Source organism: Neptuniibacter sp. QD37_6, assembly GCF_047778085.1.
Taxonomy (GTDB): domain Bacteria; phylum Pseudomonadota; class Gammaproteobacteria; order Pseudomonadales; family Balneatricaceae; genus Neptuniibacter.
The window spans coordinates 3,461,598-3,477,009 of sequence record NZ_CP180550.1; the positions used below are offsets into that span (position 1 = coordinate 3,461,598).

The following is a 15,412-nucleotide window of genomic DNA, read 5'->3' on the forward strand; positions in this document are numbered from 1 at the left end:
CTCCAAACCTAGTCTTGGTTTAATCTAAAGGGTAGATTATTAGCAACAATTCGGGAAAGCAAAGTTCTTGGTCAAAAATTAACGATTTAAATCAGTTTAAATGAGAAAAATGTCGAAAATTCTCCAAATTAGCAAAGCATTGCTGATCATATTTTCACTTCTCGGTCTTTCCGCTCACGCAGTGGAAGAGGATCTTGCTCCCGAATCATCTACCGGGCTCTATCAAAGCGAAGCGATCGCCACCCAACAATCCTTAGTCGTAACCGCACACCCTCTTGCTACTCAGGCAGGCCTAAGCATTCTGCAACAAGGCGGTACAGCAGCAGATGCTGCCGTAGCCATTCAAGCCATGCTGACCTTAGTTGAGCCACAATCCTCTGGTATTGGTGGCGGCTCGTTTATGCTCTATTGGGATCAGGAGCAACAAACGCTGAAAGCTTATGATGGCCGCGAGACTGCACCGACGAAAGCAGACTACCGATTGTTCCAAAAAAATAAAAAGCCGATGCCATGGGTAGAGGCGATGATCGGTGGCCGTTCTGTTGGCACTCCCGGTGTTTTAAAAATGCTGGAGGTCGCGCAGGAAAAGCACGGCAAACTCGCTTGGCAAGATCTGTTTGACGATGCCATTCGACAATCTAGAGAAGGCTTTCCTATAGGCCCACGCTTACATAAGTTGATCGCCAGTGGTATCAACCCGGGATTGAACCGTTATAAAGAAACGAGAGACTATTTTTATAACCCTGATGGTTCCCCTCTGCCGGTCGGTTTTATTAGAAATAACCCCGAATTAGCCGACAGTTTGCAGTTAATTGCTGATAACGGCACCCAAGCGTTTTATCTAGGCCCTATTGCAACCTCAATCGCGGATAAGGTGCAATCCATTAAGGACAGTCCGGGTTTACTCGATAAAAATGACCTAGCTAGCTACCAAGCTAAAGAACGCGATCCGATCTGCCTACCCTATAAAGAATATCGTGTATGTGGCTTCCCGCCGCCAACTTCTGGCGGTATCACTGTACTGCAGATACTAAAACTGCTTGAGCAACATGATTTAGCAACCTTTGCCCCAGAGAGCTTGGAGTTTAACCATCTCTTCACCCAGGCATCACGCCTCGCTTTTGCAGATCGTGGCCGTTATCTAGCCGATAGTGACTTTGTCGATGTGCCTGTACAAGGCTTACTCGATTCAAATTACCTAAAGGAACGTTCCAGACTGATTTCAGTAGATAAAGACTTAGGCCACGCTAAGGCAGGAAAACCTCCACATGCGATGGCTAACCTAGTTGATGCCCAATCCCCAGAACGCCCCTCCACTACTCACTTTGTGGTGGTAGACCGTTGGGGTAATGCGGTGTCGATGACCAGCAGTATCGAGATGGCGTTTGGCTCAACGCTGATGACAGGCGGTTTCCTGCTGAACAATCAGCTAACGGACTTCTCCTTTAAAGGTATCAGCAAAGGACAAATTGTTGCCAACCGTGTGCAACCGGGTAAACGTCCACGCAGCTCGATGTCGCCGTTTATGGTATTCGACGCAGATGGAAATTTGCATGCAGCCATTGGTTCTCCTGGCGGAAGCCGAATCATCAACTATGTAGCGCAAAGTCTGCTGCTGATGTTCAACTCTGACCTCAGTATGCAGGAGATCGTCAATCAGCCGCATATAAGCAACCGCAATGGATTAACCGAGCTTGAGGCTGGCACACCTATTGATCAGCTGCAGCAGCCGTTAGAGGCGATGGGGCATCAAATTAAGGTAAGAGATCTGAATAGTGGCCTACACGGATTCCGCCGGCTGCCATCAAACAAATGGGAAAGTGCAGTAGATAATCGAAGGGAAGGTTTAGCACTAGGGAAATAACTAGTGTTAACTTTTGCGTAAAACGACATTAGTCGCGGGTAATACGGTTCACACTCTTCAAGCGACGCAGCTTTTTCATCACGCGCGCCAAGTGAATACGGTCAGTCACTGTCACCTCCATATGGACATTCGCTAACTGGCCTTCATGCTCACTAATATCAATCGCAACAACATCCGCACCTATGCTCGAAGCTGTAGTAGCAAGTTCGGCAATAATGCCGCGATGGGACTCAACCTGAACGGTCAAATTAACGCTGAACTCTTCGTCCAAGTTGTCTGACCATTCCAGATAGATACATTTCTCAGGATCATCACGTAGATAACCAATATTACGGCATTCGGTCTGATGGATAACTAAACCACGGCCAGTACTGATATGACCAATAATCGAGTCACCCGGGATAGGTAAACAGCACTTCGCATACTGCAGTACCATACCCTCGGTACCTTTAATCGACATCGGTTTCTGGCGGCGGTTTGTTTCACTATCATCCCCCGACTGAACACCCTCTTCCGGACGCAGCCTGCGCGCAACCACATACGCCATACGATTGCCCAAGCCGATATCTTCTAGCAAGTCTTCCATGCTGCCCAATTCAGCTTCTTGAAGGAGCTCACGCAGCTTAAACGGATCGATATCGTTTAAGGTCGCGCCATAATTGGCGAGGAACTGATTTAACAAGCGCTGACCAAGCTCCACAGACTCGTGACGCTGTTGATTCTTCAGGTAGTGGCGAATCGCTGTACGCGCTTTACCTGTGACAACAAAGTTGAGCCATGCCATATTCGGCTGGGCGCTTGGCGTTGTAATAATTTCAACGGTTTGGCCGTTTTCTAGCGGCTGAGATAACGGCGCCAATCGGCGGTTTATACGGCAAGAAACACAAGAGTTACCCACATCGGTATGAACGGCATAAGCAAAGTCTACCGCTGTCGCACCACTTGGTAGCTCCATAATTTTACCCAACGGCGTAAAGACGTAAACCTCATCTGGGAACAGATCGGTCTTAACACTGTCGATAAACTCCATGGAGTTTCCGGCGCGCTGATGCATCTCTAACAGGCCCTGCACCCATTTACGAGCACGCTTATAACTACCTAATGCGCTATCAGAGGCATCTAACTCTTCTTCGTTTTTATAGTGGCTATGCTCAGCAATACCCTGATTGGCTACTGCATCCATCTCATGGGTACGAATCTGGACCTCGATGGTGATGTCTCTAGCACCGAACAGATCAGTGTGTAATGACTGATAGCCATTGGCTTTAGGGATCGCGATATAGTCTTTAAAACGGTCGTGCACCGGTTTATACAAGTTATGCACGGCACCAAGTGTACGGTAACAGTCATCAACTGAGTCGGTTACGATACGGAAAGCAAATACGTCCATGATTTCAGAGAAGGACTTACGCTGCGCCTTCATCTTGGAGTAGATGCTGTAAAGGTGCTTCTCCCGACCAGTCACTGTGCCGCTCAACCCCTCTTTCTGGAGGCGTTTTTCGATCGTTTCCTGAATCGAGCTAATCACATCTTTACGCTGACCACGCGCTTGAACTACTGCTCGACGGATATATTTAGCACGCATTGGGTAATGCGCCTGGAACGCTAGATCTTCCAACTCCACCTGAACATCGCGCATACCTAAACGCGCGGCAATCGGTGCGTAGATATCCAGAGTTTCACGAGCGATACGTCGCTGCTTATGTCCAGGCATCGCACCCAAGGTACGCATATTGTGAAGACGGTCAGCCAGCTTCACCAGAATCACGCGGATATCTTCCGCCATCGCCAACACCATCTTCTGGAAGTTGCTGGCTTGAGCTTCGGCTTTGGTTTCAAACTCTAGGTGGGTCAGTTTGGAGACACCGTCGACGATATCGGCAACGGCTTTACCAAACTGGGATTCGATCCCCTCGTAGGCGATCTCGGTATCTTCGATAACATCGTGCAGCATGGCTGCCATCAGGCTCTGATGGTCCATACGAAGTTCTGCAAGAATATTTGCCGCGGCAAGAGGGTGTGTTACATAAGGTTCACCACTTTTACGCTTCTGGCCATCATGGGCCTGCTCGGCATAAAAATAGGAACGACGCACCTGCTGAATCTGTTCCAGATCCAGGTAATCATTCAGGCGTTGAGAAAGTGCGTCAATGGTCGGCATTACCCCTCCAGTGCTACAAACAAATAAATGCACATTACATCTGATGATGCCGCATTCATTCTGCTAGGAAAAGACCTAAACAAGGAATTACTAACGAATTTACCAACAAGTATAAACACAAACGCCCCGCATAATAGCGAGGCGTCTGATAAAGCAGTGTACTTAGGGCTTAGTCTTGCTCGACTTCGTCCAGAACAGTACGGTCAGTGTGACCTTCTGCAATTTCACGTAGAGCGACAACGGTTGGCTTGTCGTTTTCCCACTCTACTTTTGGTTCTTTACCGCCAGTAGCAAGCTGACGTGCGCGCTTAGCGGCAACCATAACCAACTGAAAACGGTTATCTACGTTTTCTAGGCAATCTTCAACGGTAACTCGTGCCATGGGGGTAACCTCAGAATTCGGTACATTAAAAAGACCGCGCAGTTTACCTGCATATTTGGCTTATGACAATAGAGAACTCAACAGATCACGGCAACGTTCTTGCTGCTGGGCGATCTGCATACGCTGCGACAGGAATACGCCGTGTAGTTCACGCAGTGCCTGATCAAAATCATCGTTGATCACAAGGTAATCGTACTCGCCGTAATGACTCATTTCGCTCGCCGCTTCAGACATACGTAGGTTGATCACCTCGTCACTGTCCTGACCACGGTTAGTCAGACGCTCTTGAAGCGCTTCACGGGACGGCGGAAGAATGAAAATAGACAGGCATTCAGGCATCAAACGACGAATCTGCTGAGCACCCTGCCAATCGATCTCTAGAATCACATCTTTACCCTGCTCTAGCTGATCCTCAACCCAACGCTGAGAGGTGCCGTATTTATTGGTAAATACTTCAGCAAACTCTAGGAAACCAGATGCTTCAATCATCTGATTGAACTCATCCATAGACACGAAATTGTAGTCCACACCGTTTGTTTCCCCAGGACGCATGTCCCGCGTGGTGTGGGATACTGATACGACAATATCATTATCCTGTTTTAGCATCGCCTTAACGAGACTGGTTTTACCCGCTCCCGAAGGAGCCGAAACAACATATAACGTGCCTTTAGCCATGTGAATTCTCATACTCAAATTGAAGCAGCAAACCGTCTTGCTGCAGGGCTATTATAAGATCTTTCCCCTTTTTCACCATGAAAACAGGCTAAATAAGCGATTTAAAACTACGAATCGTGAGGAAATACGGGCCTTTCAGCGATAAATGCTATATGATCGAAAGTACATATGACTCAAACTTTGTACGACGGTTTACTTTGATGCGCTGGATTTCAGCCTCAGCAGCTTTTGTAACAGCTTTACCTAAGCGCCACCAGCGCGCACTTATAGCCTTAGCAGCAATGCTTCTAGTGGCTGCTTTTCTACCCTCTGGCGATCGCCCTCATTCGTCCACACCTTTATCCCTAGAACACCTTGTGGACACCGATGCGCCGATCTTTGAGCAACCGAAATTTAGCATTCGTCAGCTAAAAGCCCCTTGGACTTTTGACAGCGTACCCGCCGCAGAAACCCTGCTAGTGCCAGATACAGGCACTAATGGTTACCAATACATCGTTCGTAAAGGGGATACCTTAGGTAAAATCTTTGAGCGCTTACACCTGCCTCAAAAAACCATGTATCAGCTACTTGAAACTGACGTAAACGTCCTAGCATTGGATAATCTAATGCCGGGGCATACTTTAGTTTTTGAAAAGCAAAATCAAAAATTACAGCGCCTTGAACTGCAATTTAGCCTTGCCCATAAAGTTGTATATAAGCGAAAAGCAGACAGTTTTGAGTTTGAAGAGATTCGTATCGAAGGTGATTGGCAAGATAAGCTAATCCAAGGCGAGATCCAATACAGCTTTACCGGCTCGGGCAAAAAAGCCGGTCTAACTCAAGCTGAGGCGCAATCGATTACCCAAGTACTCAAGCAGCGCGTGGACTTCCGCCGCGATATCCAACGGGGTGATAAGTTTGAAGTCCTCGTTTCTCGCCAATATGTTGATGGCGAAGCAACCGGCAACACCAAAGTTGAGGCAATCCGAATTAAGAACCGCCACAACATCAGCGCTTTCCTATTTGAAGATAACTACTACGACGAGAAAGGCCGTAACTTAGAGAAAGCCTTCCAGCGCTATCCATTTAACGGTAAATACCGCCTATCTTCACACTTTAATCCACGCCGTAAACACCCTGTAACCGGCCTGATTCGCCCACACAACGGTACCGACTTCGCCATGCGCATCGGCACCCCGGTGGTATCAACCGGTGATGGTGTTGTAACCCGAGTAGTTCGCCACAAATACGCTGGCCTCTATATCGAGATAAAACACGGCCAGAGCTACAAAACCCGTTACCTCCACCTACATAGATCCTATGTAGTGAAAGGCCAACGCGTAAAACGCGGTCAAAAGATCGCCCTGTCCGGCAACTCAGGCCGCTCAACCGGCGCTCACCTGCACTTCGAACTACATAAAAACGGCCGCCCTGTGAACGCAATGAAAGCTAAAATTCCAATTGCAGTATCACTCACAGGTAAGAAGAAAAACGCGTTCCAACGCCAACTTAAAGACTATATTGCTCGCTTAGATCAGCCGAAGAATGAGCAACAACTGGCTTTAAGTAATAAAGGCGAGAAAAGCGCACAGAGTACGCTTTAGAAAAACGAGTTACTTTACCGCCACGTTTCCTTGATTTTATCTGCTTCCTTTTTAAGCTCAGGCGAAAGCCTTTCATATTCCTCACAAACATCACAGAACAGTGAAAGTTCTTGTTCCGAAAGTTGAGAATTACGAGATAGGTATAGGTTTATACTGTCACCAAAGAAAATTGAAATGAACGCTATAGCACCTACAAATTGGATCGTATAAAAAGCTGTATCAGACATTTGCCGTTCGAAGAAAATCGATAGTAAAACAGCACAGATAAATACAGTTAACTGAGTTGCCTGAACCGATGAACGTAGCTTAGAAGATTCTTTTTCAGCTTCAACTTTTATCTTGTGATGTTGAATAACCAATTGTTCAAAGGCTTCGATCGAAGAATGCCTCATACTCTACCTCCTTGTATGAATGAACAATTAAAAGGGCAAACCACCAATATCTAATAGCCTGCCCATACGCCCACACTCACTCTATATTCTGGATCTGCTCACGCATCTGTTCGATCAGTACTTTCAGCTCCACTGCACACTGTGTTGTGCTCGCTACAATCGATTTTGAAGACAGCGTATTAGCTTCGCGGTTTAGTTCCTGCATTAGGAAGTCTAAGCGACGGCCGATTGGGCCTTTTTGTTTTAGAACACGGCGTACTTCTTGTACGTGTGTATCTAGACGATCCATCTCTTCATCGACGTCGGCTTTTTGAGCTAGCAGTGCAATTTCTTGTTCAACACGGCCTTCATCTAGTTCTACTTTTAGTTCTGCTAAACGCTGATGCAGGTTATCGCGCTGATTTTGCAGAATCTGCGGCATCTTTTCGCGAACTTCCTTCACGATTTCGCTGATCGCATCTAGACGCTGGTTGATCAATGTAGCGAGCTCAACACCTTCGCGGCCGCGGCCTTCTATTAGGTCTTTAAGTGCTGCACCGAAAAGATCTTTGGCGGATTTTTTGACTAGATCCATATCTAATTTGGTGTCTTGCAGTACACCTGGCCAGCGCAGCAGTTCCAGTGGATCAAGCGCTTGGTGCTCTTTCAGCATGCCTTGGATTTGCTCTGCTGCTTGTACAACTTCTTGTGCGTAAGCAGGGTTTACCACCAGCTGCTGTACTTTGGCTTCTGGATTAAAGCGCAGGGTACATTCCACTTTACCGCGACTTAAATTTTTACGTAGCTGCTCGCGTAGAAAACCTTCGAGCTCTTTTAGGTTTTCCGGTAAACGCAGGTGAGGTTCCAGATAACGATGGTTAACGGAACGGATCTCCCAACTTAGAGATCCCCATTCGTGCTCGGCTTCCTGTCGAGCAAAAGCTGTCATGCTACGTGTCATATTGTTCATTCTCGATTAAAATGCATCATTAATTCGCATTGTAACAGCCTAGCTCGGCAGTGCCACGCTATGGCAGACCAGAATATTGATAAAGGACAGGCATGAGTTCATCTATTTCAGAACAGCTGCAAACTCTTGGTATTAAGAAACACCGCCCAAGCGGACGTGAAAATGATCAGATGCGTGAAGTTAAGATCACACGTAACTTTACTATGCACGCTGAAGGCTCCGTTTTAGTTGAGTTTGGTAATACAAAGGTGCTTTGTACTGCAACTGTAGAACGTGGTGTGCCTCGCTTCCTACGCGGGTCAGGTCAAGGTTGGGTTACCGCTGAGTACGGTATGCTACCGCGCTCTACCACCTCTCGTAACGGCCGTGAAGCAGCTAAAGGTAAGCAAGGTGGTCGTACTGTAGAGATCCAACGCCTGATCGGCCGCTCTCTTCGTGCTGCACTTAGTCTTAAAAAGCTAGGTGAAAACACGATTACTCTAGACTGTGACGTGTTACAGGCTGATGGTGGTACACGTACAGCGGCTATCACGGGTGCTTACGTTGCCCTTCAGGACGCAATTAACGTGCTGAAACAGGATAAGAACGGCGCGATGAAAGGTGACCCAATGGCCCAAAAGGTCGCAGCAGTGTCTGTTGGTATCTATGAAGGTGAGCCTGTTCTAGATTTAGATTTCGCTGAGGATAGCAAAGCTGAAACCGATATGAACGTGATCATGACTGGCAGCGGTGGCTTTATCGAAGTACAAGGTACAGCCGAAGGTGCACCTTATACTCAGGAAGAGCTGAACGCGATGTTGGATCTAGCACGTAAAGGTATTTCTGAGCTGATCGATCTACAGCAAAAAGCTTTGGCTGAATAAACCTTCAGCTCATTAAAAAAGGAGCCTATTGGCTCCTTTTTTTGTTTTCTCTATCAACTTAATCAAAATCGTAATCGATAATGATTGGTGCGTGTTCACTGAACATCTGATCACGATAGATCTGCGCATTTTTAACCGTCTTACGCAGGCTTGCTGAGGTGATCTGGTAATCCAAGCGTGCGCCTTCGTTCAGCTTGCGGGCACGGTTGTAATCAGGCCACCAGCTAAATTGACGTTCTGCTTTGTTGATCTGACGGAAAGCATCAATATAGCCCATCTCGTCAAAGATCTCGGCCATCCACTCACGCTCTTGCGGCAGGAAGCCAGAAACCGTTTGGTTAGCGTACCAGTTACTTAGATCTATCGGCTTATGCGCAATGTTGGTCGTGCCACAGAATATAAACTCTCTGCGCTTGCGTAGAGTTTTATTTAGGTGACCGATAAAGTCGACCATAAAGGCTTCTTTCTGCTGCTGCGCTTCATCACCTTTCAAACCAGAAGGTAAGCAGAATGAGCCAACACTAACATCATCAAAGTCCGCTTGGATAAAACGACCGTGCTGATCACACAACTCGAAGCCCAAACCAGTCATGATCGCTTTAGGAATAGTACGGCTGTATATAGCTACACCACTATAACCATCTTCCCAAGCATCGAAGAAGTATGAGTGATAACCTTCAGGGTGGTAGCGTTCGTCATCAAGTTGATATTCTTTCGCCCGCAGATCCTGCAAGCAAACAACATCAGCATCTTGACGGACCATCCAGTCAAAAAAACCGTTTTCAGTAGCTTGTTCAATACCTTGAGCATTGAATGTGATGACGCGCATAGAAGGTGTTCCTGTCCATTATCAGACTTATCTATTATTTTTAGCGATTGGTCGAATTGTATAGGGAAGTTAAGCAAATTGAAATTTTTTGAGTGTTCGTTGAACAATGGAGACTAAAGGCTTCCGCTGGTAGAATAGCCGCAAAATTTTTACCCCTTTCCCAGCGGAGTTTGCCATGCAGGATTACCAGCGCGAGTTTATTGAGTTTGCTATCGAACAGAACGTACTACGTTTTGGCGAGTTCACGCTTAAATCTGGCCGTACTAGCCCTTACTTTTTCAATGCCGGCCTTTTCAACACAGGTACTGCGTTAGCTAAGCTTGGCCGCTTTTACGCTCAGGCGATCAAAGATTCTGGCGTTAACTATGATGTACTGCTTGGCCCTGCGTACAAAGGTATCCCACTAGCTGCAACAACTGCAGTAGCGTTATCTGATCAGCACGATGATGACGTTCCTTACGTATTCAACCGTAAAGAAGCAAAAACTCACGGTGAAGGCGGTAGCCTTGTAGGTGCACCTCTAGAAGGCGGCGTGATGATCATCGATGATGTAATCACAGCGGGCACTGCGATTCGTGAAGTAATGGAGATTATCGATCAAGCGGGTGCAAAACCTGCTGGCGTTGTGATTGCCCTTAACCGTCAAGAGAAAGGTAAAGGCGAGCTATCTGCAATTCAGGAAGTAGAGCGCGACTACAACATGCCTGTTATCAGCATCGTTAGCCTAGGTGATCTGATTGATTACTTAACTGAAAAAGGTGATATGGCGACAGAACTTGAAGCAATCCGTAAATACCGCGACGAATACGGTATCTAAGTTTTGCTTTACCGGAGCTGCTCTTTACTGGGCAGCTCTGATGATTACCTTCCTCGAAGCCCCATCCAAGCCACTACCACCGCAGTAGCCTGTGCTATCAATCGTCCAGAAATCACCTTCTGACGATGTCACGGTTCGATAAAACACTTCCGATCGGCATCCTTGCAACCCATCGATATTGAATGTATCGCTAACGGTGGGTCCCGGCCAGTAGTCTACTTGCGCTGGAGGGCTCCCGACAGCAGCCGAAGCAACACAGCCAGATGCGCCATTGCCTAGACAGGTTAATTCGAGCTCTATACCTGTTTGCGCAGCTGTAATCGCCCTAGCACCAAGAAACTCTTGTGCGGTTACATCTTGGCTGAGTGCAAAGAAACGGCTCATACCGGCAATGATCACCGCTAACACAGTAATCACGAAGATAGCCGAGATCAGGCCCAGTCCCCGCTGCTTGGATCTCAACACGCCTACAGGCAGTTTATGGGACATTTCTCACCTGCACCTCAAATTGAACTCGGATACTTTCCTGCGTTGTATCCCTGCTGGTTAGTACCTGATCCTCTATAAATAGATCAAACAGAACAATGCCGTTACGTAACAATGTCGCTTCACTGTAGGTAAAGACATCGTTATCCGCAGGGCTTACAACATCACTGGCTAACAACGCTTCCTGTGGCTCTGATAGATTGGCAAATAAAGTAGCACCTATCGGCTGGTTAATCGCATAAGTGTATGCGCTGCCGCTTACCCCCTGAAAACGATAGAGGTCACTCCCTACGACACAAAAGCTCACAGGCTCATCGACGATAAAGTAACGTTTTGAAGGTGAGTCTGCGGGGAAACGATGGGTAGAGGTTAATAAAACATCCACCGTACCTGATCCTGATGCCAATGCACTGCTGGCACTGATCATAGGAGAGATGATCGACCAGCTATCCAGATCGTAGATTGGGTTTTGCCCTGCAGGTCTGCCCGGCTCATCCACGGTATTAGTATCTATAGGGTATACAGCCACGCGGCTTAGATCAGGCGATGTAGCAAACGGCACGGAACTAAATGCTGACGATGCAGAAACAGCCGTTAGCGGCACAGAGATATATCGGGATGCAGCCAAGGCGGGGATAAACTCAAGGCAATTCCCTGAATCACCGACGCGGATACTATTAGGCAGGGCGTTTCTGATCTCACGTGCCATACGCTCGACTGCCACACGTGCCGCAGATGAAAGCTGATCACGCCTCGTTAGATCCGCATAGCCTTGCATGGTTGAAGTAATAAAGCCTACGGTTACCAGAGAGATGATCCCCAACAAGGTAATAACAACGATTAATTCAACCAGTGTAAAACCGCTTTGACGACGCATCAGTAGTTACCCCTCAAAGCACTAAACACCACAGGGCTCTGCCCCGTATTGGCTGGAGGCGTAACGGTAACAATCACTTGTTTGACTAACTCAGAGTCAGAACCTGAGAAATAGCTGCTTCCGACATAAGTCACCTGAACGGAGACTTCATAACCTTCGTAAGATTGAATACCACCCGTTGTTACAAGCGCATTGAATAAACCAACCGCGCTCTCTGTTAAGCCATGATAGTCATCGACATCATCAAACTCTTCCCGAGATTCACCATCTTTACTGATAATTGGCGCACCGGCATTTACGCCAAATTGCGCTTCGGGTGTACAAGGATCACAAGGGGGGCTACCACCTAAAGGGGTAAGCTCATCGTATCGGCGTGACAAAATCTCTTCGAGGTAAGCCTGCCCAAGATAGGACACTTTGGTTTGCCACATGACATCAGCACTATGGCGGGCAATGGTGCCCCAACCTGCTATCGCTGCTGTAAGAGCGATAGCAATAATCACAATAGTGATGACTACTTCAACTAACGAGAAGCCTCGTTCAGCGACAGGTCGTTTCATAGGTATACCCTGTCAGTGAGAGGCAATAATCGCCATTGTCATCGGTAAATTGCAGACTGCTATCAACCTCTTGGCTGTCGTCAGGAAAACTAGCAGCCGAATTCAAAACAACATTGTTATCAACACGGATTATATCGCCCAGTTGGTTATACATCACCACTAGGTTTTGCCCAGATGACAAACTGCCTGATTCTGAGCCCGATACAAGGGACACGGTGTAGGATAAGACAGTATCCGCCGCGATCTCAGCATTGAGCTGAGGAGGGGTAATACTCGTAGGCGGCGTTGCATCTGAAGTGTCAGCGTCAATCAGCAAAGATATCTGCCATTTCGTATCAGAAGAGCGTTCTAGTACCCAATACACAGAGGAAGCATGCTGCGCTAAAGCAGCCTTTTGCGCTAAACGTAACGAACCCATAATGGCGCTGCGAAGCGCGAGCTCATCATATTTAGCAACATTACCAATTCGCGGGATAGCAACAGCTGAGAGAATACCCAGTAGGATGATAACAACGATAATCTCGACCAGCGTAAAACCACGCTGGCGAGATTTAGAGCAGCATTGACTAAATAGATCAGAAGCTATGCTGCCCATAGAGAATAACTATTTACTCGTCAGTACCAGTAACACTAACGCTACCGTTGCTAGAATCGTAAGTTATTACACGATCCTCTGCTGGGCTAACGGCATTGTTCTGACTTTTGTAAACGAAGTCACACGAAGCACCATTACCTTGCGCTTCATAGTCCACACCGTTAGAAGATGTAGGTTCCGCCGAAGAAGCTACTGGGCGGGTGCCCTGTAGAACGCCATCCCAAACTTCAACGCAGTCTGCATCTTGAAGGTCAGCTAGGTTAGTTGGTGCTGAACCATCTGCACCAACTGGATAACCTGTACCATTTACAACAACACTGACAGAACCATCCAATTGAACAGATGCTCCAGAGGCTGCATTCTCTACAACAGCTTTGGCTTTAGCTAAAGCTACACCTGCTGCAAAACCACCAGCAGTCCCTTTTACCGCTGCATTGTGCGCATCACCTGTTACATTGATAAAACGAGGCAATGCAACCGCTGCCAAAATGCCCAATAGAGCAATCACTACGACTAATTCAATGATTGTAAAACCAGTTTGCTTTCTCATAGAACTCTGTGACCTTGGGTTAAATTTACAATTATTTGATTTTTAACAAATTAACTTACTGTTGTATAGCTAATCTGCTTGCCAATAAAATTCATATAGAGGCTTTAGCTTCGCTTCTATAGCTAAACCTTTGTCAGCATTACTATCCTGCAAACCCACCTCAACCCTATAAGGAATTAAATCAGCCTGCATAAATTCATTTTTTAAATTGTTCGTACGTTTAGCCTTATAGACCCACCAACGTTTATCAGTCACAAAATACCAATGTTCACCTGCCACATTTCGTAACTCACTAAAAGCTAGCTCTCCAGCGTAATTCAATGGCTTGTGCTGTATCAAATCTACCGGATTTTGCTTCGCTATTTCATCTGGCGAAACGACCTGTTGTTCCGCAAACCAGTAAGCAACCTTCAACGTTATCTGCGCCTGAATATTATCGCGACTACCTTCAAAGGAAACACGCTCAACATCTTCGATCAGTAGCTCCAAACGTTGCAGAGCAAATGCCATCAGCACTGTGATGATAAAAATTGAAACCGTTAGTTCCAATAGTGAAAAACCACTACATCTCCGTTGCAATTTTTATCCTCCCTAGCCATTAATGGTAGTACTTAACTCCCACAATGGCAGGAATACACCTAAGGCCAGTACCAACACCATAGCCCCTATTGCGATAATCAAAATAGGTTCAATCGCACTGGTTAAGTTCTTAAGATCGTACTCTACTTCCTGCTCGTAAAAACCGGCGGCCTCTTCCAACATCTGATCTACTCGACCGGTTTCTTCACCGACCGCTAACATCTGCATCACTAGAGGACTGAACATCTTCGTCTGATGAGCAGTTTGAGTAAACGACTCACCCCGTTCGATACCCTGCCGCATACCCGCAACTTTCTTACCTATATAGCGATTACCAACCGCGTTAGCAACAATCGATAATCCTTGCTCAATGGGCACACCCGCTTTCAAAACGATACTGAAAGTACGCGAGAACCGTCCTAAAATCACTCTGTAGAATATTGGCCCCACAATCGGCAGCTTCAATTTTCTCTGATCCCAAGTCATGTGACCTTTTTCTGTTCTTTTCCACCGATGGAAAGCAAACGCACTTAAAACTATGCCAATCAAAATGGCATACCACCAATTCACAGTGAAATCAGAGATTGTGATTAAGACTTGTGTTTGCCAAGGAATCTCACCGCCGAAACTATCAAAAACCGATTTAAAAGCAGGAATAACAAAGATATTAATAATGGCTATAGCAGCGGAGATCGCGATCAATACAAACAACGGATAGCGTGTTGCTTGTTTAATATTTTTTACGGTCTGCCTCTCTAACTCAAGATAAGCAGCCATCTGCCTAAATGCATCATCCAACTGACCAGTGTTTTCACCTACGTGGATCATGCTGATATACAGCTCATTAAAAACCTTAGGATGTTTTGCTAAAGCCGAAGACAGCGCATGACCCTTCTCAAGATCATCAGCTAAGTGTGAAAGCGTCTCTGTAAGCAAGGGATTCGTTACTGTATTAGCCAAGCCACGCATAGCTCGAGTAATCGGCACACCAGCTTTGGTTAAGCTGTACATCTGGCGGCTAAACATGATCAATTCATCCAGGCTAATCTTCTGGAACAATTTGATCTTAACTTCTTTACTGCCTTTAGTTTCAACAACCTTTTCAGCGACTTGAATCGTTATTGGGATAATGCCATCGGCACTTAACTGTGACGCTGCCATGGCCGACGTGCCCGCTTCGAGCTGGCCATTCACTTCAACGCCTTCACGGTTTCGTCCCCGATAACTGTAGATCGCCATAGGTTTATCTC

Annotated in this window: 17 protein-coding genes; 4 read left to right on the forward strand and 13 right to left on the reverse strand. The window is 46.7% G+C overall.

Translation table 11 applies throughout. The features are described from left to right. Positions 1-109: 109 nt before the first annotated feature. Positions 110-1,864 (forward strand): gamma-glutamyltransferase, encoded by a 1,755-nt coding sequence (gene ggt / locus ACMXYO_RS16600; RefSeq protein ID WP_415886247.1) that lies wholly within the window; start codon positions 110-112, stop codon positions 1,862-1,864. A gap of 28 nt (positions 1,865-1,892) precedes the next feature. Here the strand turns inward: ggt and ACMXYO_RS16605 are convergent, their stop codons facing one another. From ACMXYO_RS16605 to gmk, 3 genes are all read right to left on the reverse strand, one after another. After that, positions 1,893-4,025, reverse strand: a complete 2,133-nt coding sequence (locus tag ACMXYO_RS16605; RefSeq protein WP_415886248.1) for a RelA/SpoT family protein — start codon at positions 4,023-4,025, stop codon at positions 1,893-1,895. Between the two features lie 169 nt (positions 4,026-4,194). After that, entirely contained in the window at positions 4,195-4,407 is a 213-nt protein-coding gene (gene rpoZ / locus ACMXYO_RS16610; protein WP_415886249.1) for a DNA-directed RNA polymerase subunit omega, read from the reverse strand. A 60-nt stretch (positions 4,408-4,467) separates the two neighbouring features. Beyond that, positions 4,468-5,088: a guanylate kinase gene (gene gmk, locus ACMXYO_RS16615; RefSeq protein WP_415888118.1), complete on the reverse strand. Its 621-nt coding sequence runs from the start codon at positions 5,086-5,088 to the stop codon at positions 4,468-4,470. Between the two features lie 194 nt (positions 5,089-5,282). On the opposite strand from gmk, the gene ACMXYO_RS16620 reads away from it, so the two are divergent. Continuing rightward, positions 5,283-6,665: a peptidoglycan DD-metalloendopeptidase family protein gene (locus ACMXYO_RS16620; protein WP_415886250.1), complete on the forward strand. Its 1,383-nt coding sequence runs from the start codon at positions 5,283-5,285 to the stop codon at positions 6,663-6,665. Positions 6,666-6,679: 14 nt separating this feature from the next. Here ACMXYO_RS16620 and ACMXYO_RS16625 read toward each other — a convergent pair whose 3' ends face one another. Beyond that, positions 6,680-7,057, reverse strand: a complete 378-nt coding sequence (locus ACMXYO_RS16625) for a hypothetical protein (protein WP_415886251.1) — start codon at positions 7,055-7,057, stop codon at positions 6,680-6,682. Between the two features lie 76 nt (positions 7,058-7,133). Beyond that, complete coding sequence (locus ACMXYO_RS16630; protein WP_415886253.1) at positions 7,134-7,997, reverse strand: YicC/YloC family endoribonuclease; 864 nt, start codon at positions 7,995-7,997, stop codon at positions 7,134-7,136. Between the two features lie 101 nt (positions 7,998-8,098). On the opposite strand from ACMXYO_RS16630, the gene rph reads away from it, so the two are divergent. Next, positions 8,099-8,869, forward strand: a complete 771-nt coding sequence (gene rph, locus ACMXYO_RS16635) for a ribonuclease PH (RefSeq protein ID WP_415886254.1) — start codon at positions 8,099-8,101, stop codon at positions 8,867-8,869. A gap of 58 nt (positions 8,870-8,927) precedes the next feature. On the opposite strand, the gene ACMXYO_RS16640 is transcribed toward rph, so the two are convergent. Beyond that, a complete protein-coding gene (locus ACMXYO_RS16640) occupies positions 8,928-9,698 on the reverse strand; it encodes an exodeoxyribonuclease III (protein ID WP_415886255.1) in 771 nt (256 codons plus the stop codon). A 175-nt stretch (positions 9,699-9,873) separates the two neighbouring features. On the opposite strand from ACMXYO_RS16640, the gene pyrE reads away from it, so the two are divergent. After that, on the forward strand, positions 9,874-10,515 hold the full coding sequence (gene pyrE, locus ACMXYO_RS16645; RefSeq protein ID WP_415886256.1) for an orotate phosphoribosyltransferase: 642 nt from the start codon (positions 9,874-9,876) through the stop codon (positions 10,513-10,515). 24 nt (positions 10,516-10,539) lie between these two features. On the opposite strand, the gene ACMXYO_RS16650 is transcribed toward pyrE, so the two are convergent. From ACMXYO_RS16650 to ACMXYO_RS16680, 7 genes are all read right to left on the reverse strand, one after another. Continuing rightward, positions 10,540-11,004: a hypothetical protein gene (locus ACMXYO_RS16650; protein WP_415886257.1), complete on the reverse strand. Its 465-nt coding sequence runs from the start codon at positions 11,002-11,004 to the stop codon at positions 10,540-10,542. Then, complete coding sequence (locus tag ACMXYO_RS16655; protein ID WP_415886258.1) at positions 10,994-11,878, reverse strand: type II secretion system protein J; 885 nt, start codon at positions 11,876-11,878, stop codon at positions 10,994-10,996. Before ACMXYO_RS16655 ends, ACMXYO_RS16650 begins: the two co-directional genes overlap by 11 nt. Then, positions 11,878-12,438 (reverse strand): prepilin-type N-terminal cleavage/methylation domain-containing protein, encoded by a 561-nt coding sequence (locus ACMXYO_RS16660; RefSeq protein WP_415886259.1) that lies wholly within the window; start codon positions 12,436-12,438, stop codon positions 11,878-11,880. The genes ACMXYO_RS16655 and ACMXYO_RS16660 overlap by 1 nt, the downstream gene beginning before the upstream one ends. Next, positions 12,419-13,033, reverse strand: a complete 615-nt coding sequence (locus ACMXYO_RS16665; RefSeq protein WP_415886260.1) for a prepilin-type N-terminal cleavage/methylation domain-containing protein — start codon at positions 13,031-13,033, stop codon at positions 12,419-12,421. Before ACMXYO_RS16665 ends, ACMXYO_RS16660 begins: the two co-directional genes overlap by 20 nt. A 13-nt stretch (positions 13,034-13,046) precedes the next feature. Then, positions 13,047-13,583: a Tfp pilus assembly protein FimT/FimU gene (locus ACMXYO_RS16670; RefSeq protein WP_415886261.1), complete on the reverse strand. Its 537-nt coding sequence runs from the start codon at positions 13,581-13,583 to the stop codon at positions 13,047-13,049. A 69-nt stretch (positions 13,584-13,652) separates the two neighbouring features. Further along, complete coding sequence (locus ACMXYO_RS16675) at positions 13,653-14,162, reverse strand: type II secretion system protein (protein WP_415886262.1); 510 nt, start codon at positions 14,160-14,162, stop codon at positions 13,653-13,655. Between the two features lie 12 nt (positions 14,163-14,174). Further along, a complete protein-coding gene (locus tag ACMXYO_RS16680; protein WP_415886263.1) occupies positions 14,175-15,401 on the reverse strand; it encodes a type II secretion system F family protein in 1,227 nt (408 codons plus the stop codon). Positions 15,402-15,412 lie beyond the last annotated feature (11 nt).